The sequence below is a fragment of the Flavobacterium johnsoniae genome (genome assembly GCF_030388325.1).
GTDB lineage: Bacteria > Bacteroidota > Bacteroidia > Flavobacteriales > Flavobacteriaceae > Flavobacterium > Flavobacterium johnsoniae_C.
In genome coordinates this window covers 766,297-789,783 of sequence record NZ_CP103794.1, presented here as the reverse complement: position 1 = coordinate 789,783, position 23,487 = coordinate 766,297, and the positions used below count along the sequence as shown (strand labels likewise).

The following is a 23,487-nucleotide window of genomic DNA, read 5'->3' as shown; positions in this document are numbered from 1 at the left end:
CCAAAAAACATGAAAAACTATCTAATTCTCCCAGCCGTATTGTTTTCGATAGCAATAGGCTACAGTCAAAAAACGAAAAACGCTTACGAATTGGCATCGCCAAACGGAAAAAACAAAATCAAATTTGAGCTGGTAAAAAACGCTCCAAAATACGCCGTTTCTCATGGAAAAACAGAAGTGATTTCTCCGTCTGATATGGGATTTGTATTGAAAGGAAACGAAGATTTAAGTTCAAACTTTGAAATAAAAGGAGCAAAAACTTCTACGTTTGATGAAACTTGGGAACAAGTTTGGGGAGAAAAGAAAAACATCAGAAATCACTACAATCAATTGGTCGTTGATTTACAGCAAAAAATTGGAAATAAAAGAAAACTGCAAATTCAGTTTCGTGCTTTCGATGACGGAGTTGCTTTTAGATATGTTTATCCAAAACAAAATGTAAAAGACAGTATTTTCATTACAGATGAAAAAACAACTTTCAACTTAAAAGAAGACGGAAAAGCTTGGTGGATTCCAGCAAACAGAGAAAATCGTGACGAATATCTTTTCAAAGATGCGCCAGTAAGTACTTTGGATACCGTTTTAACTCCACTAACAATCGAAAGTAAAAGCGGATTAGCGTTAAGTTTCCACGAAGCAAACTTGATTGATTTTGCGAGTATGACTTTGGTAAATACTAAGGGAACAGAATTAAAATCGGATTTAGTGCCTTGGCCTGACGGTGTAAAAGTTCGTGTAAAAGATACTTTTACTTCTTCTTGGAGAACTCTTCAAATTGGTGAAAATCCTGGAGAATTGATTACTTCTTATTTGGTTTTAAACTTAAACGAACCAAACAAATTAAAGAATACGGCAAGTTATTTCAAGCCTTACAAATACTTAGGAATTTGGTGGGGAATGCACATCGGGAAATATACTTTCTGGGAAAGCGACAAACAAGGCGCAACAACCAAACACGCTGAAGAATATATTGATTTTACAGCAAAAGAAGGTTTCCACCATTTATTAATCGAAGGATGGAACAAAGGTTGGACACCGGGTTGGTATGAAAACCGTATGCACATGTTCAGTTTCACAAAAAGTGCTGACAATTTCGATTTAGAAAAAGTGGTTGAATATGGAAAGAAAAAGAACATCGAATTAATCGGTTACCACGAAACAGGTTCAAACTTAATTAACTACCTAAAAGAAGTTGACGAAGGCTTTGCTTTATACAAAAAATTGGGAATTCATACCGTAAAAATCGGTCATGTAGGTTCGAAATTGAATATGAAACAAATGCATTTCGGGCAATTTGGAGTAAATTATTTCAGATATATTTTAGAAAAAGCAGCGCAATATGATTTAGCAGTTTTATACCACGAATCAATAAAAGATACGGGAGAAAGAAGAACTTTCCCAAACATGGTTTCGAGAGAAGCAGCGCGTGGACAAGAATATAATGCTTGGAGCGAAGGAAATCCGCCAAACCATTTAAGCATTATTCCGTTTACAAGATTGCTTTCTGGTCCAATGGATTTTACGCCTGGAATTTTTGATGTTGAAGTAAAACAAGGTTATCCAGGAAAAAGAATTCAAGGAACAGTTGGACAGCAATTGGCATTGTATGTAACGATTTATTCTCCAATTCAAATGTTAGCTGATCTTCCAGAAAATTACGAAGGAAAACCAGCGTTGCAATTCTTAAAAGATGTTCCAACAGATTGGGAAGATACTAAAATCTTAGAAGGAAAAATTGGCGAATACATCACAACAGCAAGAAAAGACAGAAATAGCGCTGATTGGTATTTAGGAACTTTAACAAATGAAAAACCAAGAAATGTTGAGGTTTCATTATCATTCTTAGATCCAAATGCAACTTACGAAGCACAGATTTATGTTGATGCCGAAGGAACAGATCAAACACACAATCCAGAAGCCGTAGCAATTTCGAAGAAAACTGTAAAAGCTTCAGATAAATTACAATTGAAATTAGGCGGCGCAGGCGGTGGAGCTGTAAGATTCAAGAAATTATAATCAGTTCAGTTTTTTGACAAATGCATTTGTAGAGATGCACTGCAGTGCGTCTAACATATAGTTAAAAAATAAAATATTTAGCCACAGATTGCAAGGATTAAAAGGATTATTGCTCTCGCAGATTTAGCAGATCATGCAGATTTTTTTAAATCAGCTCACTCGAGCGATAGCGAACAGGCGAAGCAATCTGCCAAATCTGCGAGAGAAAAAAGAAAAAAATCCTTTAGAATCCTTTTAATCTGTGGCAAAAAAATAAACAAAACCATTTTCAGATGAAAAAACTTTTAATAGCGGCAGTTTTAATTAGTTCAGTCCATTTGATGGCACAAAATCGAACGATAAAAGTCGATTTCAAAAAAGAAGCAGGAAAATTAAACACCATGTTCAAAGAATGCATTGGTGCGGGAAGAGCAAACGAAGGTTTGAGAGCTGACTGGCAGCAACAATTGGCGTTGGTAAAAAAAGAATGTGATTTTAAATACATTCGATTTCATGGTTTATTGACAGATGATATGGCGGTTTATCGTGAAGACGAAAAAGGAAATCCAGAATATAATTATCAATATGTAGACGTCTTGTTTGATTATATTGTGAGTCTGAAAATGAAACCGTTTGTGGAATTAGGTTTTATGCCGAATGCATTGGCAAGCGGAAAAGAAACGATTTTCTGGTGGAAAGGAAACGTTACGCCTCCAAAAGATTATAAAAAATGGGAAGATTTAGTTCGAAATCTAACAGCTCATTTTAAAGAAAGATACGGAGATGAAGAAGTAAAAACGTGGTATTTTGAAGTTTGGAACGAACCGAATCTTTCACCTGGATTTTGGAGCAGTACACAAGAAGAATATTATAAATTATACGATTATGCAGTTCGTGGTGTAAAAGCAGTAAATCCTGCTTATAAAGTTGGAGGACCTGCAACTGCCGGCGCAGCTTGGGTTCCTGAAACAATTGCTTTTTGTGAAAAGAATAATGTTCCGATTGATTTTATTTCAACACATACTTACGGAGTGAAACACGGATATCTGGACGAATTTGGAACTTCGGGAACTATCTTAAGTCAGGATGAATTCGGCGTAAGTGGCGATATTTTAAATTCTCGCAAACAGATTTCAGAATCTGCTAAACCAAATCTTGAATTGCATTACACAGAATGGAGTACATCTTATACACCAGCAGATCCAATTCACGACAGTTATCATTCAGCAGCTTATATTCTGCAAAAAATAAAACAAGTTGGCAATGCTGCAAACTCCATGTCATACTGGGTTTTTACTGATATTTTTGAAGAAGCTGGGCCAAGATTTACGCCATTTCACGGCGGTTTCGGATTATTGAATACACAAGGAATTAAAAAGCCAGCTTATTTCTCTTATTATTTAATGAATAAATTAGGAGAAACAGAACTTCAAAACAGTGATAAAGCTTCTTGGACTTCTAAAAATGCAAAAGGAGATGTTCAGGTTTTATTGTGGGATTTTACCAATACACATCCAGGCGATAAAGAATTGAATCAAACCTATTACATAAAAGACCTTCCATCAAAAGAAAAAGGAAAAGTGAAAGTGGAGATTGACGGAATGCAGAAAGGAAAATATCTTTTAGAAATTTACAAAGTGGGTTACAAAGTAAACGACGCTTTCGCGGATTATTTAGCAATGAATAAGCCAAGTCAATTAACACGTCAGCAAGTCAATTCCATAAAAGAGAAAAATAACGGCGCGCCAATTGCAACAGAAAAAATTACAATTGACGCAAAAGGAACTTTCAGCAAAGAATTTAAAATCAATGAAAATGATGTTGTCATGCTGAATTTAATCAAACAATAATTGAGATAAAACCACAAACATATAATATTAACGGTATTTAAAGACAATGCGTGAGGATCAAAATCTTTAAATCAAAACACCTAACTATCTATGAAAAACAAAATGATGTTCCTTTCAGCAGCTTTGGTTTTTGCATTATTTACTTCGTGTAAAAATGATGCGCAGACTTTGGCTTCAAATTCGGCACAAACCGAAGAATACGTTGGAAAAGAAATAAGCACAAATCATGATGCAGAAATCGACAAACTGATTTCGCAAATGACATTAGAAGAAAAAATCGGAATGCTTCACGGAAACAGCATGTTTGCCAATGCAGGCGTAAAACGTTTAGGAATTCCAGAATTAAAAATGGCCGATGGTCCGTTGGGAGTTCGTGAGGAAATTTCAAGAGACAATTGGGCTCCGGCTGGTTGGACAAATGATTTTGCGACTTATTATCCTGCGGGTGGTGCTTTGGCGGCAACTTGGAACGCAGAAATGGCACACACTTTCGGAACCAGTTTAGGAGAAGAATTACGTGCAAGAGACAAAGATATGTTGCTTTCGCCAGCCATCAATATGGTAAGAACACCGCTTGGAGGAAGAACGTATGAATATATGTCAGAAGATCCGTTTTTGAATAAAAAAATCGCAGTGCCGTTGATCGTTGGTTTACAAGAAAAAGATGTAATGGCTTGTGTTAAACATTACGCAGCAAACAATCAGGAAACAAATCGTGATTTTGTTGATGTACAAATTGACGAGCGTACACTTCGCGAAATTTATCTTCCTGCTTTTGAAGCTTCGGTAAAAGAAGCAAAAGCATACAGCATAATGGGCGCTTACAATAAATTCAGAGGAGAATATTTATGTGAAAATGATTATATGCTGAACAAAATCCTTCGTGACGAATGGGGATTTAAAGGTGTAGTCGTTTCAGATTGGGCTGCGGTGCATTCTACAGCAAAATCTTTGAAAAGCGGTTTAGATATTGAAATGGGAACACCAAAACCTTTCAATGAATTTTTCTTGGCAGATAAATTAATTGCTGCAGTTAAATCGGGAGAAGTTTCAGAAAAAGAAATTGATCTTCATGTAAAACGTATTTTAAGAACATTATTTCAGGTAAAAGCAATGGGTGGCGGAACACGTGCAAAAGGAAGCATCGCAACCGAAGCACATTATCAAGACGCTTACAAAATTGCTGCAGAAGCAATCGTATTGTTGAAAAATGAAAACAATGCATTACCACTAAAACTAGACGGAGTTAAATCAATCGCCGTTATCGGAAACAACGCAACAAAGAAAAACGCTCTTGGCGGATTTGGAGCGGGTGTAAAAACAAAAAGAGAAGTTACGCCTCTTGAAGGTCTTAAAAACAGACTGCCTTCATCAATCAAAATTAATTATGCTGAAGGATATTTAGAGCGTTACGATGAGAAAAACAAAGGAAATTTAGGAAATATTACGGCTAATGGGCCAGTTACAATTGATGCCTTAGATCCAGCAAAAGTTCAGGAAGCTGTTGATGCGGCTAAAAATTCAGATGTTGCGATCATTTTTGCAGGTTCAAACCGTGATTACGAAACAGAAGCTTCGGATCGTAGAGATTTACATTTGCCTTTCGGACAAGAAGAATTAATCAAAAAAGTATTGGCAGTTAATCCAAAAACTATTGTAGTAATGGTTGCCGGAGCGCCTTTCGATATTAATGAAGTAAGCAAAAAATCTTCTGCTTTAGTTTGGAGTTGGTTTAATGGTTCTGAAGGAGGAAATGCTTTGGCAGATGTGATTTTAGGAAAAGTAAATCCGTCAGGAAAATTGCCTTGGACAATGCCAGTTGCTTTAAAAGATTCTCCTGCGCATGCTACAAACAGTTTCCCTGGAGACAAAGCGGTAAATTATGCAGAAGGACTTTTAATTGGATACCGTTGGTTTGATACTAAAAATGTGGCGCCGTTATATCCTTTCGGTTACGGATTATCATACACGACTTTCGCGCTTGATAATGCAAAAGCAAATAAAGATTCATACGCTCAAAACGATGTAATTGAAGTTACTGTTGACGTTAAAAACACAGGAAAAGTAGACGGAAAAGAAGTAGTTCAATTATACACTTCAAAATCTGATTCTAAAATTACACGTGCAGCACAAGAACTAAAAGGTTTCAAAAAAGCAGATGTAAAAGCTGGAAGTTCAGCAAAAGTAACTATCAAAGTTCCAGTAAAAGAATTGGCTTATTATGATGTTGCTTCTAAAAAATGGACAGTTGAGCCTGGAAAATACACGATTAAATTAGGAACTTCTTCAAGAGATATTAAAAAAGAAATTCAAGTAACAGTTAAATAAAACTGTTATTGCTTAAAATAACCAAACTCTCAACGCCAGCCCATAAAAAGCTGGCGTTGATTTTAAAAACTTACACTTAACTTAAACCAAACCAAATGAAAAAACCAATCAAAGATTATATCTTGAGTTTTATATTATGCTTTGCTTTTTTAGGCGTTTTAGCTTGCAGTTCAGATAAATCAGATACAGAAGAAACTCCGATAAGTATAAAAATGCTTTCTGTGAGCACAAGCAAAATTGATTTTGAAAGCAAAGAAAATACAATTGAAATAACAATTAATTCTACTGGCGTTAACTGGAACATAAGTAATCCGGTAAGTTGGATAAAATTAAGCCAGACTACCGGAACTTCAGGAGGTACAGTAGTAAAAATTACCGCTTCAGAAAATGCTACAACTTCTGCACGAAATTCAATATTGACTTTAACTTCAAGCGAAGCTAAATCTGTAGAAATTTCAGTTTCGCAGGCAGCAGGAAGTTTGTATCCAAGTTACAATACCAATCCGATTGCGGCTGATGCTTCCGGAATGGGAAGTTCAGCGGTTGAATTAGCAGCAAAAATTAAATTAGGCTGGAATATCGGAAATACTTTGGAAGCAACCGGAGGCGAAACCGCTTGGGGAAATCCAAAAGTGACTAAAACTTTAATTGATGCTGTAAAAGCAAACGGTTTTAATGCTATTAGAATTCCGTGTTCTTGGAATCAGAATCTGGAAAATGCTGCAACAGCAAAAATCAAAATAGATTGGTTAAACCGAGTGAAAGAAGTCGTGCAATATTGCGTTGATAACGATATGTATGTCGTAGTAAACATTCACTGGGACGGCGGTTGGCTGGAAAACAATATTACCGAAGCCAAAAAAGTTGAAAACAATGCCAAACAAAAAGCGTTTTGGGAACAAATCGCAACGCATTTAAGAGGTTTCGACGAACATTTACTTTTCGCCAGCGCCAACGAACCAGCGGTTGAAGATGCCACTCAAATGGCAGTTTTAACTTCTTATCATCAAACTTTTATAGATGCAGTTCGTTCTACAGGCGGAAAAAATGCAACGCGTGTTTTAGTCGTTCAAGGTCCAACAACAGATATTGAAAAAACAAACAAATTAATGACTACATTGCCAGTAGATAAAGTAACGGGCAGAATGATGGTCGAAGTTCATTATTATTCTCCTTGGAATTTTGCTGGTTTAACCAAAGACGAAACTTGGGGCAAAATGTTCTATTATTGGGGCGCAGGATTTCATTCTACAACAGATACAGAACGAAATGCAACTTGGGGAGAAGAAGCTGATTTAGAAAAAAGCTTTAAATTGATGAAAACCCAATTTGTAGACAAAGGAATTCCGGTTTTATTAGGCGAATTTGGAGCCATCCGCAGAACAACTTTAACAGGAGATGCGCTTACTTTACATTTAAATTCAAGAGCCTATTATTTAAAAACGGTAGTCAAAACAGCAAAAGCAAACGGATTATTACCTTTTTATTGGGACGAAGGAAGTTTAGGAAACAACGGTTTCGGAATCATGAATAGAACAAATAATACCGTATTCGATACACAAGCTTTAAACGCGTTAATAGACGGATTAAAGTAAAAAAATGAAGTTAAACCAATATAAGTGATATAAGTAAATTTAAGCACATCGTGAAATAAAAACTTAAAATAACTTATATCACTTATATGGTTTCAAAATATTTAAATTAGAAAAAATGAAAAAAAGTGTAATATTTATTTTTCTGTTTATTAGTGTTTTAGCTAATGCTAATGTGAGAATGCCTTTAATATTCTCTGACGGAATGGTCTTGCAAAGAGACAAACAAATTCCGATTTGGGGTTTTGCTGACGCGAATGAAAATGTGGAAATTCATTTTAATAAACAAATCAAGAAAACAACAGCCGATAAAAACGGAAAATGGACACTAAATTTAAATGCTGAAAAAGCTGGAGGACCTTTCGAATTAATCATTATCGGAAAAAATAAAATTACAATCAAAAATGTTTTGGTTGGAGAAGTTTGGATTTGCAGCGGACAATCAAATATGGAATTTCAGGTTGTCAAAACCATGAATTCCGAAAAAGAAATTGCTCATTCTAATTATCCAATGATTCGTCATTTTGGTGTTGCTCAAGATTTAAGCGGAACTCCAAAAGACGATTTGAAACAAGGAAAATGGGAAGTAGCTAACAAAGAAACCGTTGGCAATTTTACAGCAGTCGGTTATTATTTCGCTAGAAAATTATATTCGGAATTAAAAATCCCAATCGGAATCATTAACACTTCTTGGGGCGGAACCAATGTAGAAACTTGGACAAGCCGTGAAGCATTCGAAAAAAGCGACGAATTTAAATCGATGATTGCAAATGTTCCAAATGTAGATATCAATGCAATTTTAGAAGTTTATAAAAAATCAGTTTTTGATAATCTTAAAAAAATACAAGGTTTTGATGTTTCGATGGAAAACGAAGATCAATTTAAAAAACCAGATTTTCAGGATAAAAACTGGCCGGAAATAAAAGTGCCTTCACTTTGGGAAAATCAGCAAATCGGCAATATCGACGGAATAGTTTGGATGCGAAAAACAATTGTTTTGACTGCAGAACAAGCTAAAAAAGAAGCTACTTTACATTTAGCAAAAGTCGACGACGAAGACAAAACGTATGTAAACGGAGTAGAAGTTGGAACCAATAACCTTTGGGACAAACTAAGAGTTTATAAAATTCCGGCAAATGTCTTAAAAGAAGGGACAAACGTAATCGCCGTAAGAATTACAGATTACAGCGGCGGCGGCGGAATCTACGGCGATCCAACCGATTTAAAAATCGATTTTAAAGATTCAAATTTTCCGCTTGACGGACTTTGGAAATTCAATGTTGTTCAGGTAAAAATTGCCGTTTCACCAAACAGTTATCCATCATTATTGTACAATGCAATGGTAAATTCGTTGGTTCCGTATGCGATTGAAGGCGTTTTGTGGTATCAAGGTGAAGCCAATGTTTGGAGAGCAGCAGAATACAAAAAGTCATTTCCTTTAATGATCAACGATTGGAGAACCAAATTCAAACAAGGTGACTTTCCTTTCTATTTCGTTCAATTATCAACATTTGATGAATTTGGTGGAAACAGCCAAAAAGGAAGCCGTTGGGCAGAACTTCGCGAAGCACAATCTGAAACCTTAAAACTACCAAACACAGGAATGGCCGTTACAACCGATATCGGAAACGCAAAAGACATTCACCCAACCAACAAACAAGATATTGGTTTGCGTTTGGCAGCAACAGCGCTGAACAATATTTACGGTAAAAAACAAATTCACAGCGGACCAACGTATAAATCTCAAGAAATAAAAGGAAATCAAATTATCCTAACTTTCGATAACATTGGCAGTGGGTTATCAACGCCAAATAACGATGAATTAAAAGGTTTCGAAATCGCTGGTTCAGATAAAGTTTTTCATTCCGCGAAAGCGATAATAAAAGACAACAAAATAATTGTGTCGAGCGATAAAGTTCAAAATCCTGTTGCAGTTCATTACGGTTGGGCAGATGATGATACGACGATCAATCTTTTCAATAAAGAAAAATTTCCTGCATCGCCATTTAGAACTGATAATTGGGAAATGATTACGGCAAATGAGAAATATAAAGTGAGTAAATAGTTTTAGTTCTTAGTGAATAGTAATTAGTCCTTAGTAATTAGTGAGAAGTAAAATGTCATTTGAAAGGTTTTTGAAATTTGTTTGAATGAAAATAAATTAAAAATGTTCCGTTAGGAACAATTGGTCGGTAGCAACGGATGAAATCCGTTGATATAAGTTACGACCGCAAGAATGTTCCGTAGAAACATCTGACTCATTGTACATTTCTATCCTAACAGGTTTCCAAAACCTGTTAGGTATCAGATAGATTTTATTAGTTTTTAGATATTCAATAAAATACCTAACAGGTTTTGGAAACCTGTTAGGATAAGATAAACTTAGATATGATAAAAAAAACATTTCTCATTTTACTTCTCACATCTTATTATACAAACATTTCGGCTCAATCCAAACATGTTTTATGGTACAAACAACCAGCAGAATTTTTTGAAGAAAGTTTGGTTTTAGGAAACGGAAAAATGGGAGCAACGGTTTTTGGAGGCGCCAATTCAGATAAAATTTATTTGAATGATATTACACTTTGGTCAGGTGAACCCGTAAATGCCAATATGAGTCCCGAAGCTTACAAAAATATTCAGGCAATTCGTGAAGCTTTACAAAACGAAAACTACAAATTGGCAGAAGAACTCAATAAAAAAGTTCAGGGAAAAAATTCCGAATCGTATGCGCCTTTAGGAACATTAGAAATCAATAATTCCGAAAAAGGAAAAGCAGTAAATTTTCATCGCGAATTAGATCTTTCAAATGCTGTTTCAAAAGTAAGTTACGAAATGGCTGGAATAAAATATACACGTGAATATTTTGTATCAGCTCCAGACAAAGTCATGATTATAAAATTGACAGCCGATCAAAAAGGTGCTTTAAATTTTGATATTAATCTAAAAAGCCTTTTACAATCAAATGTTGAAGTGCGAAACAATATTTTGGTTTTAAAAGGTGCCGCACCAATTCATGAAAATGCTGGATATAATGTTCTGCCAAAATCCTTGAATTTAAAAGATAGAGGAACAAGATTTACAGGTTTAGTCCAAATCAAAAAAACGGACGGAAAAATTACAAGTTCTAGACAAACCTTAACCTTAAAGGATGCGACCGAAGCGATTATTTTTGTTTCTGTAGCGACAAGTTTTAATGGTTTTGACAAAAATCCAGCATCAGAAGGTTTAGATGATGTTTCAATTGCATTGGGGAATCTGAATAACGCCTACGCAAAACCATTCGATAAACTAAAAGAATCTCATATTGCTGATTACCAAAAATTCTTTAATCGTGTCACTTTAGATTTAGGAAAAACAACCGCTCCAGATTTACCAACCGACGAACGTTTGTTACGCTACGCTGATGGAAAAGAAGATAAAAACCTAGAAATTTTATATTTCAATTTCGGACGTTATTTATTAATCAGTTCGTCAAGAACTTTGGGTGTTCCTGCCAATTTACAAGGACTTTGGAATCCGCATTTAAGTCCGCCTTGGAGCAGTAATTATACGATGAATATCAATTTGGAAGAAAATTACTGGCTGGCAGAAAACACCAATCTTTCCGAAATGCATTCGTCACTTTTGAGTTTTATTAAAAATCTTTCGGTGACAGGAAAAATTACGGCAAAGACTTTTTATGGAGTAGATAAAGGCTGGGCGGCAGCGCATAATTCGGATATCTGGGCAATGACCAATCCGGTTGGACAGTTTGGAAAAGAAGATCCAATGTGGGCGTGCTGGCCAATGGCGCAAGCTTGGTTGAGCACTCATATTTGGGAACATTACACTTTTACGCAAGATTTGACTTATTTAAAAAAAGAAGGTTATCCATTGATGAAAGGCGCAGCCGAATTTTGTTTAGGCTGGTTGGTTACCGATAAAAACGGAAATCTAATTACATCGCCATCGACTTCGCCAGAAAATCAATATAAACTGGCAGATGGTTTTGTTGGTGCAACATTTTATGGTGGAACGGCTGATTTAGCTATGATTCGAGAATGTTTTGATAAAACCATAAAAGCATCAAAAGTATTAAATACGGATACTGATTTCAGAAAAAAACTGGAAACAGCTCTTTCAAAATTGCATCCGTATCAAATTGGTAAAAAAGGAAATCTGCAGGAATGGTATTTCGATTGGGAAGATAATGATCCAAAACATCGTCATCAATCACAGTTATTCGGACTTTTCCCTGGGGATCATATTACGCCTTTAAAAACGCCTGATTTAGCTGAAGCTTCAAAGAAAACATTAGAAATAAAAGGCGACGAAACCACAGGCTGGTCAAAAGGATGGAGAATCAATCTTTGGGCAAGACTTTGGGACGGAAATCGTGCTTATAAAATGTTCCGAGAATTACTTCGCTATGTAGATCCCGACGGAAAGAAAACGGATAAACCAAGAAGAGGAGGAGGAACATATCCAAATTTATTCGACGCACATCCGCCATTTCAAATTGACGGTAATTTTGGTGGCGCAGCTGCAGTTGCCGAAATGTTAGTGCAATCCGACGAAAACGAAATCCGATTACTTCCTGCTTTACCAGACGCTTGGTCAGAAGGTTCTGTAAAAGGAATTTGCGCACGAGGCGGATTTGAAATCGAAATGACTTGGAGCAATAAAAAACCGCAAAAAGTAATTATTTATTCTAAAAATGGAGGTAAAACAACTTTGATTTTTGGAGACAAAAAACAAGAGGTTGTTTTGAAAAAAGGAGAAAAGAAGGAAATCGATTTTTAAAAACACAAAACCCGACAGGTTTTAAAACCTGCCGGGTTTTGTGTTTTTAGGTAGCTTATAGCAAATAATGACATTTACATTATAAAGCTCCGCTGGAGCTCTTGTCTTTATGCAATTGGATTTCTATAAATATTTTGCCTCTCAGAGACTTTTTTATATTGAGCATAATTTTCTATAAATATGGAACTTAATCCATTTTATAATTATATCCCAATTGCACATAAAACGGAATCAATGGCGTTGTTTTAAAATCTTGTGTCATCACTTTTCCTGCCCGCAACGTAACATCATTTCGACCAAAAGAATAACCGCCCTGAATTCCGAAATTGAAATTTCCTCCCGTTGCAGGCTCATACCAACCATTTTTTACATCGGGATAAACTTCTCTGTAAATAGCAGAATGTTTAAAATGGGTAACGATTGCTTTATCAAAACTAAATTCTCCAGAAGCAAACCATTTTGGTTTATAATATCCAATAACAATTCCAGCATCGGTGCCAAAATTCTGAAGTGTTACTAAAGGATTTTCGTATCGTCTGTAAATTCCGTGAATTGAAGCATTAAAACGAAAATTTTCAATTTGATAAACATTCATTTGTCCGCCTATTTTGGTTTTAAAATCATCAAAAATAACTTCGCCAGATGCGAAAGAAATGGAACTTTCTAAAACAATTGGCATTTTGGTTTTTAAATGATAACCATAACTCAATCCGTAAACAAAACTATAATCCCAGCCTGCATTTACGTTTAAAATATGTTTTTGATTTTCTTGAAGACTTTCCCAATTAATCGTTTGTGCTTGTGAAATGTGAGAAGTAAGAAGCGAAAAGAGAAATACGATTAGTGCTATTATTGCTTTCATGGCCGAACTATTTTAGATTGTTTAAATAATTCAACACCAAAGGCTCGACATTTTCCCATTTAAAATAAATCATTTCGTGTCCTGTTCCTTTTACTTCTGCAATTTCCGAAACTGGAAAATAAGCCGCTTCTTTTTGGGCAAAAGGCAATCCGTAAGATTTATTCAATTCGCCATACAAAAACAAAACTTTTGTCTGATATTGATCTAAGTTGGTTGTAAAGTCAAATCCTTCATTTTCAGATATATCAATAAAACTCTCTAAAACGGTTGTGCCAATTCTCCAAAACGGCGACGGACCCGGAATTCCTTCGTCATTTCCTTTCGCATAGGTAAAACTCGAAGAAATTCCGTATTTATAATCTAAAATTGCATGTTGATTTTCTTTTCCCGTTAAAAATTGATCGACATACAAAAGATTACTTGTGACTTCTGAGAAAATATTGATTTTACGGCTCATTTCACCATATTCGTCAAGTAGTTTTTTGTTAAGTCCGCCCGGTTCGGCAAGAATTACTCCATTTATAGAATTTGGATATTGATTGACATAAGCACTAGCGAGCATTGCGCCCCATGAATGACCGAATAGAAAAACTTTTTGATTCGGAGAAGTTCTGTAGTATTTGATAATTTCAGTTAAATCGTCTAAAACTAATGGAATGGAATACGTTTTTTTATCGTGTCTTTTGGATAATCCCGAACCGCGTTGATCGTAAAAAACAACATAAAAGCCTTCGTTTGCTAATTGTTTTACATTTAATCCGTTTCGGTAATCAGAACCAGGACCGCCGTGTAAAAAGATTAACATTGGATCGTTTAGATTTCCAAAAGTTTCCGAATGAAATTGTGTTCCGTTTACAAAAATGGATGGAATCGACGGATCTTCATCGACCGTTTTCGGAACTAAATATCCAGATTCATTAATGTCATTTTCATTTTCACATCCCATAAAAAAGAAAATGGAAACAGCTATTATGGCTGAGTAAAGTGTTTTGGTTTTCATTGCAAGAATTGATTAAAATTTCTGCAAAGATGTATTTCAATGTTATGCTGGTCGCACCAACTTGTAAGGTGGTTCTTTTTTTAAGAGGCTAAGTTATTAAGGAACTAAGTTGCTAAGGTTTTTTGTGTGGGAATTTGCGAGATTAAAAAATCTATGACTTTATTTTAAAAATTCAGAAGGAGAAAGTCCAGTTGCTTTTTTGAAGTTTCTATTGAAAGCCGTTTTTGAATTAAAACCACATTCAAAAGCAATGGAAAGTAAAGTGAATTTTTGATTTTCGGGGAGCAGAATTAACTTTTTGAATTCTTCTACACGTTGTAAATTGATGTAATCGTAAAAGTTTTTTCCTTCGGCTGAATTGATAACCTGAGAAAGTACATTTGGATGAACATTTAGTTTTTGAGACAATTCTGTCAAAGTCAAATCAGGATTTTTATAGAGTTTTTCATCATCCATTATTTGAATTAATTTTTGATGAATGGATTGAAGTTCTTTTGAACTTAAACTGGACTTTTCATATTTAATTTTTTCTGAATTGGTTTCGATTTTAATATTTTCATTAGAAGGAACATTTAAAACAATATTTTCAGAAATAGTTTGATTGGTGAAAATTCCAACCTGTTTGATACCGAAATAACCAATAAACATCAGATAAAAAACAACGAATGAAAAAATATATTCGTCTTCGTAAAAAATCACAACAAGCCAGATTATACTTGATCCGAGAATTAAATATTGAAGCCAGCGTAAATTGATTTTTTCTGTAGAAGAAAAAGCTTCTGAAATGTTTTTTTGATGTTTTGAAAGTTTTCGAAGTGAAAGCAATGCGTATGTAATTCCAGAAATTAAAATAGCGCTGTACAGAATCAGAATCAGATTTTCATATCCTTTTCCGTCATTCTCAAAAACTTTTAATTTTTCTTGAAATGATAAAGTGAAAAACGGCATTAAAACCAATACAGCAATTACAAATGGTAGAAAATGCAACCAATTGTATTTTTTATTTTTGTTTTGATTAGTCAAAGCCGAAGTGTACAAATACAAAAACGGACCTTGTAATAAAGGCATTGGAAGTTCTAAACCTAAAAGAAATGGAAATGAAACAAAGTCTTTTTTATAATGCAGATAATATAAAAACAAATGAAATCCAGTACAAAACAACCAAAAAGTCAGAATTTTATCGGCTTGACTTTTGTTCTTTTTGCTGGCGAGAATAACAACCAGAAAAAAGGTAATTATGATGCCCGTTAAATACAACATATCGGTTTTGATTTTGGTTAAATCTGTTGTTGAAATACGGAGCAAGATAAAATATTTCTTGCAAATATTTGAAAATGAAATGTTTTCTAAAGATTATTAAAATAAGCTTCGGAGAAGCGAAATATTTATAGAATAATATAGATAGTTACAATATAAAGCTCCAGCGGAGCGAAATATATGTCGCTCCGCTGGAGCTTTTTTACATTAGCACGATTTAATTTCTATAAATATTTCGCTTCTCCGAAGCTTTTTAATAACAAACACCGACAGGTTTCAAAAACCTGTCGGGCTTAATTATAGGACATATAAAAATTATTTTTCTGTCTGTCCTTTGTCTTCCTCAGATTTTTGAGAATGTTCCTTTTTAAACGTCTCATACCATTTTTCAATTGATGGATATACAAAAGCAGCAACTTTTTTCACTGGATTATAGAAAATATAATTATCCAAAGTTTCCTTTTTGGCGAAAGTATTATTGAAAATGATTTTCTCAAACAAAGCAATAAAAATACTCAGAATCAGAATTGTTTTTAAAACTCTGAAAAAACCGCCTCCAAGTTTATTCATCCAGCCAAGCATTGCAAAATCTGCAATTCCAGTTAAGATTTTGGCTAAGAAATAAACACCAATTACAACTAAGATAAAAGTTAAGATAAAAGCCGTGATTTGAATATTAGTCGGATTCCAAGAAACGTGTTTGGAAATCATTCCCGTCATTAAAGACGAAAATTTAATTGCCAAATAAATTCCTAACAACAAGGAAATAAAAGAAGCAACTTCTACAAAAAGTCCATTTTTAATGCCTTTATACAAACTGTATCCTAAAAGTGCGGCTACAATAATATCAAAAAAACTCATGTTTTGGTTTGGTGTTTAATGAGGCGCAAAGATATATCTTTTTTTAGGTTCAAAGATTCTTAGTTGCAAAGGTTCAGAGGTTTTTTATAGTGGTCTTTTTGTATACGTTTATTTTTTTAGGTGCAATGTATTGAACTATGTATCTTTGCAAATCAAAATTTAGAGTATAGATTGCGATTCTGCCCCCTTCAGAATAGATTTTTAAATCAGCAATCTAAAATCTACAATCATAAATCATAAATTAAATGTCTAGAGATACACAATTAAAAGAGCGATGGGAAAAGCTCGTTGATATACTTTCCAATCAATTTTCGCAAGGCGAAGATTTAGATTTGGATGCCATAATTTACCTAATCGGAGTGCAGGAACTTGGAAAAGTACACCGCGAATTCAAAAAAGACGAAAAATTAAATCTCATGCATATTGCAATATGTAGATTATTAGAGCCTTACGGGTTTTATGAATTCGACTTTTTTGATGCCGAAGGATGGCCACATTATAAAGTAAAAGAACAATTACCAGCTTTAAAAGCGGGTGAACAATCGGTTTTAATGAAAGAAGCGATTGTAAATTATTTTTTAGAAAGAAAACTGATAGAGTAAGAAATAAAAATAAGATGTGTAGATATGGAATGACAATATATAAACCGCATTATGCATGTTTTAATTGTCGTAAAACATTTAAAAGAAGACTTATAAAAGATATAAAAAGAGGTGAGAAACCAAATCTTGAAGTTAAATGCCCTGAGTGTAATGGATTAATGGCAAATATGGGGCTCGATTTTGAATCACCTAAAAAAGATGATCTAAAAAAATGGGAGCATATTAAAAGTTTATATTCTGTCGGAATTACATTTCATTCCTGTGGTTGCAGTGGACCAGGTTATATTCCGAATTCAAAAGAAAAATTAATCGAATATTTTGAAGACATAAAAAAGATATATCTTAAAAATATGGATTTTTGGCGTACAAGAATTGAACCTTCAACAAAACAAGAAAAAGAAAGGGATTCAAATAAAAATTGGCATGAATTAAGCAGTGTTTCTTCTAATTATAAAAAGGAAATTGTAACCAATCAAGAAGGTTTAGATTATTGGCATGTCAAGATTAAACAAGTTGAAGAAAAGTTAAATCTGATAAAATAATTTAGGGAAAACTTAAAACTGCGACTGCGACTGTACACTTTCAACTAAAAACACTAAATTTGTATTCTCAAGAACTGAATGAAAATGATAGATAAGATTAAAGATTATATTGGGGAAGCCCAATCTTTTTCAACTGAAAACAAAGAAGAACTAGAAGCATTCCGTATAAAATTCTTAGGAAAAAAAGGCGTTTTAAATGATTTTTTCGCAGAATTTAAAAACGTTCCAAACGATCAGAAAAAAGAATTTGGACAAGTTATAAATGCATTGAAAAATGCAGCTGAAGAAAAAGTTAAGTCAATTGTTGAAACTTTAGAAAGCAAAGAAGAATCAAAAGGTATTTTCGGAGATTTAACTCGTGCGGCAGAACCAGTAATTATTGGTTCTCGTCATCCTATTTCTATCGTAAAAAATCAAATTATTGATATTTTTGCTAACATCGGATTCAACGTTTCTGAAGGGCCAGAAATCGAAGACGATTGGCATAATTTTACCGCATTGAATTTGCCAGAATATCATCCGGCAAGAGATATGCAGGATACATTTTTCATTCAAACCAATCCTGACGTGTTGTTGCGTACGCATACATCATCTGTGCAGGTGCGTTATATGGAAAATCATAAACCGCCAATTCGTACAATTTCTCCAGGACGTGTTTTCCGTAACGAAGCAATTTCATCTCGTTCGCATTGTATTTTCCATCAAGTGGAAGGATTATACATTGACAAAGATGTTTCTTTCGCCGATTTGAAGCAAACGTTACTTTATTTCACTAAAGAAATGTTCGGAAAATCTAAGATTCGTCTTCGTCCGTCTTATTTCCCATTTACAGAACCAAGTGCTGAAATTGATATCTATTGGGGATTAAAAACAGAAACTGATTACCGTATCACAAAAGGAACTGGTTGGTTAGAAATTGGAGGTTGCGGAATGGTAGATCCAAATGTTTTAAAAAACTGTGATATCAACCCAGATGAATACAACGGATTTGCTTTCGGAATGGGAGTAGAGCGTATCGCAATGCTTTTATACCAAATTGGTGATATTCGTATGTTCTACGAAAATGATGTTCGTTTCTTAGAGCAATTCAAAGCAAATATTTAATTTAAGTCATAAAGTTGTAAAGTCGAAAGTCAAAAGTCTCAAAGTGATGGCTTTTGACTTTCGACTTTCGACTTTAAAACTTTTGACTCATATGAAAAAAGATATAATAATTCCAGAAGTCGAAAACGTATTTCTTGCAGCCGTGCAGGAATGGAGCGACGATTTTATGGAAAAAGTGTGGTACGCTTATTTGGTTAATGACAGCGATTTTAACTTAGACAGCGTAATGGTGGTTTCAAAAGCATTTGGAACTATTGATGGTGAAATGAAAAAAACTTCGATTTTGCGTCATGTATTTGTTGAAGTTCCTTCGGTTTCTGTTGTGAAAATTGAATTAGTTGAGAAAAGTCTTTTGGCTCTAAATAACGAATTTATGGTAACTTTCTTCATTGGGAATACTTTATACGATAAGAAATTTATCTTCAAAGCTAATTCGCTTGACGAAAACAAAACGGAAGAAGTGCCGATTTTGTTTGTTGAAGGGATTATGGTGAAATAGTTTTCAGTCGCAGTCACTGTTTTCAGTGCATAAACAATATAAAAAAGGTCGGAATATACTTTTCCGACCTTTTTTATGAAATGATATTTTTGAGATTTTTACGATTGCAAAGACTGAAAACTGTGACTGCGACTGTAAACTAACTACTGCGGTAAAACAGGCGGACGCATTTTATAAGCTCCAGTTGATAAACTTCCAATAAAATCTTCTAAAGCATCCATTTCAGATTTGTTTAGGTTTAATTTTTTTATCAGTTTCGAAGTAGTTGGGAATAAAGTATCGTTTAACTGGTGTTCTTTTCTTTTGGGTTGAGGCATTCCCGCATTGTACATATTCAAAACGCCACGAATGTTTGGAAATAAACCGTTGTGCATATAAGGTGCATTTTGCGTCACGCCGCGTAAAGATTGGGTTTTAAATTCGCCTACATTTTCTGCTTTCTTGGTAACATTGTATCTTCCTAAATCTTCGTATTCTCTTCCATAATATGTTAAACCAATATTGTGAAATTTATTGTCGGAGAAATTCGCTGTATTATGGCAATTAATGCAACGTGCTTTGGTACGGAACAAATGTAAACCTTCAACTTGTCTGTTGGTCAATTGTGTAGAATCTCCAGCGACAAATTTGTCAAATTTACTTTTTGGACTTATTAGCGTTCTTTCGAAAGTGGCAATTGCTTTTAAAATTTCTTCTTGTGTTAGTTTTTCTTTTCCGAAAGCTTTTTTGAAATATGGTTTATAACCTTTTATTTTATTCAAACGCTTTGTTGCCAAATCGATATGAAAATTCATTTCTTTAGTATCTTGAATAGGAAAACTAGCTTGATCTTCTAATGTTGCAGCTCTTCCGTCCCAAAAGAAAACTTTAGCATAAGCGATGTTCATTAAACTTGGCGCATTTCTAATTCCTTGCAATCTTCCTTCTCCATAAGAAACTCTTCTGGCATCGCCCCAATTTAATTCGGGATCGTGGCAATTGGCGCACGAAATCTGTCCAGATTTAGACAATCTCGGGTCAAAGAAAAGCACTTTACCTAATTCTGCTTTTTCTTCCGAATACGGATTGTTTTCTGGAAATTCGGGTTTACCTAAAACTCCGATATCTTCAAATCCTTGGGTGTAAACCATAGAGTCAACTTCAGGCTTTGGCCATTTTTGATAATCGCCACTGCTGTATAATCTTTTTAATTCTGAAATAGATAGGTTTGGTTCAATTTTGGCATAAGAAAGCATGATAAGTGAAAATATCATTACTCCGATGCCAATTAATTTCGTTTTCATTCTTTAATAATTTAATTGTACACCCATTTGAACCCAATAGGTGGTATTGGTATTAATACTGACTGGATAATCAGTTTGTTTTTTTAATGCGATTTTCTCTTTTAAATCGGTAAAGAAAACCACCGTTTTGTTGTTTTTTAAAGGATAGCTGTATTCTAAGCGTAATGCAGGTGCAAAGTAATTGGTTGTGCTTACGGCGTAATCATGAATAATTACTTCATCAAAAAATCTGACATTTGTTCCACCAGAAGTATCATAATATTCCAGTTTTGATGGAAGCGGGAAATACATATTGAAACTTGTGGTTACATTTAATTTGCTTTTAGCGAAAGCGAAATCTTTGCTACCAAATATTCCAATATTTAGAGCGTTAATTTCTATATCAGCAGTTGCCATTACGTCATTGTATTCGTTTTGCCTATACAAAATGTCGAAACCAAATAAATAGTCAATGTATGATTTCGTTCTTTTTGAAATTGAGGTTAACCAGCTAATAGTATTTAAACTGTTTTTATAATTATAACCGTTATTGTTTACGTCAAAATTACGGGAATTACTAAAATCAAATTTTGCAGTTGATTTTATTTCTTTTTTATCCCATTTATGGAAAGAAAACAATTCGACATGGTTGGTGGTAGTTTCATATTTTAATCTTTCTTGATCTTCTGTGCCAAATACATTGTTGTAGAAATTATTGTTTGATTTTTGATTGTAATATGAAATGGTAAATGTATTATTTTTATTATTGAAAGTGTAACCTAAACCTGCTTTAGTGATTATGTCTTTATACAGGAAACGTCTTCCTCCAGAATAATTAGATTTAAAATAATTAATAATTCTTCCGTAACCAGTGTTAAACCTTAAATACGTTTCAGGTTTCGTCTCAACATTTAAATGATCATCTTTGTAGGTATATGTAAAATCTTTGTCTAGTCGAGAGTAATTTGCCAAAACAAAAACTTTATGATTTTCTATTAAAGAGTAGCCAAATTGTACTTCGCCCCCTATTTTTCTTGTAATAATTTGTGGCCTTGGATCTAGATTTCTTGTAAATTTTCCAGTACTGTAATTTACTTTCGCTGCAAATGATATTTTGTTTGTAATTTCTTTAGAAAAACCTCCATTAAAATCATATTTTTGATTGGTCCAATTTGCTTCTCTTGGAACAAGAAAATAATGAGGTGCTACAACTTCTTGGTCTTCTGTGCGCTCATCTGAAAGTATCCAGCCTAGATTTTTCTCGTCAAATTTTGAAATAGATAGGTCACCAAATAACTTCCATTTAGATTTTGTGGTGTAATAACCTTGAGCTAAAAAATTATAAGTGTTTATTTCGTTGGCGACTTGCGTCCTAGCAAATTCATTCTTCTGATACTGATACGATATTTCCGTAAAAGTAAAATCTTTAATGTATTGATTCGTATAACTCACAGGAAACTTGAAGATTTCATTTTTAACTTGTGAATCGATAATATGATTGGTTACCGCTATGCTATCTTGTGCTTGTGCGGAAAAAACGTGAAAAATAAAAAAAATAAGTAAAGCCCAGTATTTCTGGGCATTACTTTGAATAATATTCATGTTGTTAATTTTCATTAATGAAAATTTTTAGTTAAATCCTCTTGGGTTAGCCGTTATTTCTACAAAATCGTTACTTGAATTATTGGTGTCTTGTAAAACAATTCTTCCAGCAATTGTAGTTTTAGTTTTTCTGATTACAGATTTAGAAGAAAATGCTCCTGAAGGTAAATAAGTTGTACCACCATCAATTTGGGTAGCTAGTTTTTTAGGAATATAATTTGATCCTAAATCTTTTGTAGTATCAACACCATCGATAATTACAGTATTAGGTACTTGAAGATATAGGGTAGCATCTCCTTTTGGATTTTTATAGCTTTTTAAGCTTGCGAGTTCAGTTGCTGACATTTTTAAAATAGCATATCCATATCTTCCATTTGTGTCCAAAATCATGTCTTTGTTTTTGTTGCCCCAATAAGCAATATCTAAATCTGGAACAGCTGGATTCTGGATATCATATAGGTAAGTGTCTCCTAAATAGGTTCCTAAAAATGATTCAAAATCTGCAGTGCTTAAGTCAAGGGTAAGTTCAGGACTTAATATGCTAACCGATTTTCCATTATTATCTGTGTAATTTGATTTATGGTTAATAGCATTTTGAGCAATTACAATACTTTTACCTGGTTGTACAGGATATTGTGTTCCATTTCCAGGGATTTTAAATATGTTAGAAGCATAAACATAATCTGTATTTGCCGAACTACCAATTGTCATTCCTTCTGATTTACTCCAGTCATATTGCCCGTTTGCTAAAGTATAGGCATAAACAGTTGTTGCAAATGATCCATACAATTGTGCGAAGTATAATCCATCGGCATATTGCACAGTATTTGAGTTATTGTATATTTCTATAAATTGATCTCTTATCGAAGCTCCTTTTTGAGTATCGGAACCTCCATAGTGAATTTGTTTAATTACAAAATCACCTACTTTTGAAGTTTTCATTACAATATTTATTGGAGCTGTAGTGCTGGTTACCGTTAAACTGCTTTCAGAGCCATTAAAATTAATTTCTGCTTCTGTTGGAGTATAACCAAAAGTTTCAGTGAATTCTGCTGATTGCATTACTTTGGTTGCCGAAACTGAGTATACTCCAGGTATGATTTGATTAAATTGAGCAACACCATTTACATCTGATTTTACGGTGTATTTATTTCCAGTTTCATTGTTTACTATGGTGACATCAGAATTTTGGGTAATAACATTGTTGAATGTTTCATCATATTTTACATTGATGGAGAAATTAACGGGCTTTAAAGCCTCATTTTCATCATTGTTGCTGCAAGATTGTATAAGTATTGCAAATAATAATGTTATAGTAATAAGGAAAGATTTTTTCATAGTATAAT

The 23,487-nt window shown here is 34.0% G+C and carries 17 protein-coding genes; 10 read left to right on the top strand and 7 right to left on the bottom strand.

The annotated features are described in order from the left end of the window. Window positions 1–9 precede the first annotated feature (9 nt). From NYQ10_RS03645 to NYQ10_RS03620, 6 genes are all read left to right on the top strand, one after another. Window positions 10–2,016, top strand: coding sequence for a glycoside hydrolase family 97 protein (locus NYQ10_RS03645; protein ID WP_289878938.1), 2,007 nt, complete (start codon window positions 10–12; stop codon window positions 2,014–2,016). A 272-nt stretch (window positions 2,017–2,288) separates the two neighbouring features. Then, complete coding sequence (locus NYQ10_RS03640) at window positions 2,289–3,845, top strand: GH39 family glycosyl hydrolase (RefSeq protein ID WP_289878937.1); 1,557 nt, start codon at window positions 2,289–2,291, stop codon at window positions 3,843–3,845. Window positions 3,846–3,935: 90 nt separating this feature from the next. Further along, window positions 3,936–6,173: a glycoside hydrolase family 3 C-terminal domain-containing protein gene (locus tag NYQ10_RS03635; RefSeq protein ID WP_289878936.1), complete on the top strand. Its 2,238-nt coding sequence runs from the start codon at window positions 3,936–3,938 to the stop codon at window positions 6,171–6,173. 95 nt (window positions 6,174–6,268) lie between these two features. Continuing rightward, complete coding sequence (locus NYQ10_RS03630) at window positions 6,269–7,768, top strand: cellulase family glycosylhydrolase (RefSeq protein ID WP_289878935.1); 1,500 nt, start codon at window positions 6,269–6,271, stop codon at window positions 7,766–7,768. Between the two features lie 115 nt (window positions 7,769–7,883). Continuing rightward, window positions 7,884–9,830: a sialate O-acetylesterase gene (locus tag NYQ10_RS03625; protein WP_289878934.1), complete on the top strand. Its 1,947-nt coding sequence runs from the start codon at window positions 7,884–7,886 to the stop codon at window positions 9,828–9,830. Window positions 9,831–10,153: 323 nt separating this feature from the next. Beyond that, complete coding sequence (locus tag NYQ10_RS03620) at window positions 10,154–12,550, top strand: glycoside hydrolase family 95 protein (RefSeq protein WP_289878933.1); 2,397 nt, start codon at window positions 10,154–10,156, stop codon at window positions 12,548–12,550. Window positions 12,551–12,737: 187 nt separating this feature from the next. Here the strand turns inward: NYQ10_RS03620 and NYQ10_RS03615 are convergent, their stop codons facing one another. From NYQ10_RS03615 to NYQ10_RS03600, 4 genes are all read right to left on the bottom strand, one after another. Next, window positions 12,738–13,412, bottom strand: coding sequence for a hypothetical protein (locus NYQ10_RS03615; protein WP_289878932.1), 675 nt, complete (start codon window positions 13,410–13,412; stop codon window positions 12,738–12,740). A gap of 7 nt (window positions 13,413–13,419) precedes the next feature. Then, window positions 13,420–14,412: an alpha/beta fold hydrolase gene (locus tag NYQ10_RS03610; protein WP_289878931.1), complete on the bottom strand. Its 993-nt coding sequence runs from the start codon at window positions 14,410–14,412 to the stop codon at window positions 13,420–13,422. 159 nt (window positions 14,413–14,571) lie between these two features. Next, window positions 14,572–15,717: a helix-turn-helix domain-containing protein gene (locus tag NYQ10_RS03605; RefSeq protein ID WP_289878930.1), complete on the bottom strand. Its 1,146-nt coding sequence runs from the start codon at window positions 15,715–15,717 to the stop codon at window positions 14,572–14,574. Window positions 15,718–15,984: 267 nt separating this feature from the next. Next, entirely contained in the window at window positions 15,985–16,530 is a 546-nt protein-coding gene (locus NYQ10_RS03600; protein WP_289878929.1) for a CvpA family protein, read from the bottom strand. 245 nt (window positions 16,531–16,775) lie between these two features. Between NYQ10_RS03600 and NYQ10_RS03595 the strand changes: the two genes are divergently transcribed. The 4 genes from NYQ10_RS03595 (at window position 16,776) to NYQ10_RS03580 (ending at window position 19,277) form a co-directional block, all read left to right on the top strand. Then, window positions 16,776–17,132, top strand: coding sequence for a hypothetical protein (locus NYQ10_RS03595; RefSeq protein ID WP_276171780.1), 357 nt, complete (start codon window positions 16,776–16,778; stop codon window positions 17,130–17,132). Window positions 17,133–17,161: 29 nt separating this feature from the next. Continuing rightward, a complete protein-coding gene (locus NYQ10_RS03590; protein ID WP_354669347.1) occupies window positions 17,162–17,674 on the top strand; it encodes a hypothetical protein in 513 nt (170 codons plus the stop codon). An 84-nt stretch (window positions 17,675–17,758) separates the two neighbouring features. Then, window positions 17,759–18,778, top strand: coding sequence for a phenylalanine--tRNA ligase subunit alpha (pheS, locus tag NYQ10_RS03585; protein WP_184159214.1), 1,020 nt, complete (start codon window positions 17,759–17,761; stop codon window positions 18,776–18,778). 91 nt (window positions 18,779–18,869) lie between these two features. Then, window positions 18,870–19,277 (top strand): hypothetical protein, encoded by a 408-nt coding sequence (locus NYQ10_RS03580; RefSeq protein WP_289878927.1) that lies wholly within the window; start codon window positions 18,870–18,872, stop codon window positions 19,275–19,277. Window positions 19,278–19,420: 143 nt separating this feature from the next. Here the strand turns inward: NYQ10_RS03580 and NYQ10_RS03575 are convergent, their stop codons facing one another. From NYQ10_RS03575 to NYQ10_RS03565, 3 genes are read right to left on the bottom strand one after another with little or no spacing between them, the layout of a single operon-like run. Next, complete coding sequence (locus NYQ10_RS03575) at window positions 19,421–20,560, bottom strand: cytochrome-c peroxidase (protein WP_289878926.1); 1,140 nt, start codon at window positions 20,558–20,560, stop codon at window positions 19,421–19,423. Window positions 20,561–20,563: 3 nt separating this feature from the next. Next, window positions 20,564–22,156 (bottom strand): DUF6850 family outer membrane beta-barrel protein, encoded by a 1,593-nt coding sequence (locus tag NYQ10_RS03570; RefSeq protein WP_289878925.1) that lies wholly within the window; start codon window positions 22,154–22,156, stop codon window positions 20,564–20,566. Window positions 22,157–22,168: 12 nt separating this feature from the next. Then, window positions 22,169–23,479, bottom strand: coding sequence for a DUF4876 domain-containing protein (locus NYQ10_RS03565; protein WP_289878924.1), 1,311 nt, complete (start codon window positions 23,477–23,479; stop codon window positions 22,169–22,171). Between the last annotated feature and the right edge of the window lie 8 nt (window positions 23,480–23,487).

What these genes read in the sequence shown, in the direction of transcription:
- NYQ10_RS03615 (WP_289878932.1), bottom strand. Translation starts at nt 13,412, where the DNA reads ATGAAAGCAATAATAGCACTAATCGTATTTCTCTTTTCGCTTCTTACT.
- NYQ10_RS03595 (WP_276171780.1), top strand. Translation starts at nt 16,776, where the DNA reads ATGTCTAGAGATACACAATTAAAAGAGCGATGGGAAAAGCTCGTTGAT.
- NYQ10_RS03635 (WP_289878936.1), top strand. Translation starts at nt 3,936, where the DNA reads ATGAAAAACAAAATGATGTTCCTTTCAGCAGCTTTGGTTTTTGCATTA.
- NYQ10_RS03625 (WP_289878934.1), top strand. Translation starts at nt 7,884, where the DNA reads ATGAAAAAAAGTGTAATATTTATTTTTCTGTTTATTAGTGTTTTAGCT.
- NYQ10_RS03570 (WP_289878925.1), bottom strand. Translation starts at nt 22,156, where the DNA reads ATGAAAATTAACAACATGAATATTATTCAAAGTAATGCCCAGAAATAC.
- NYQ10_RS03645 (WP_289878938.1), top strand. Translation starts at nt 10, where the DNA reads ATGAAAAACTATCTAATTCTCCCAGCCGTATTGTTTTCGATAGCAATA.
- NYQ10_RS03600 (WP_289878929.1), bottom strand. Translation starts at nt 16,530, where the DNA reads ATGAGTTTTTTTGATATTATTGTAGCCGCACTTTTAGGATACAGTTTG.
- NYQ10_RS03575 (WP_289878926.1), bottom strand. Translation starts at nt 20,560, where the DNA reads ATGAAAACGAAATTAATTGGCATCGGAGTAATGATATTTTCACTTATC.
- NYQ10_RS03630 (WP_289878935.1), top strand. Translation starts at nt 6,269, where the DNA reads ATGAAAAAACCAATCAAAGATTATATCTTGAGTTTTATATTATGCTTT.
- NYQ10_RS03620 (WP_289878933.1), top strand. Translation starts at nt 10,154, where the DNA reads ATGATAAAAAAAACATTTCTCATTTTACTTCTCACATCTTATTATACA.
- pheS (WP_184159214.1), top strand. Translation starts at nt 17,759, where the DNA reads ATGATAGATAAGATTAAAGATTATATTGGGGAAGCCCAATCTTTTTCA.
- NYQ10_RS03565 (WP_289878924.1), bottom strand. Translation starts at nt 23,479, where the DNA reads ATGAAAAAATCTTTCCTTATTACTATAACATTATTATTTGCAATACTT.
- NYQ10_RS03590 (WP_354669347.1), top strand. Translation starts at nt 17,162, where the DNA reads ATGACAATATATAAACCGCATTATGCATGTTTTAATTGTCGTAAAACA.
- NYQ10_RS03640 (WP_289878937.1), top strand. Translation starts at nt 2,289, where the DNA reads ATGAAAAAACTTTTAATAGCGGCAGTTTTAATTAGTTCAGTCCATTTG.
- NYQ10_RS03580 (WP_289878927.1), top strand. Translation starts at nt 18,870, where the DNA reads ATGAAAAAAGATATAATAATTCCAGAAGTCGAAAACGTATTTCTTGCA.
- NYQ10_RS03610 (WP_289878931.1), bottom strand. Translation starts at nt 14,412, where the DNA reads ATGAAAACCAAAACACTTTACTCAGCCATAATAGCTGTTTCCATTTTC.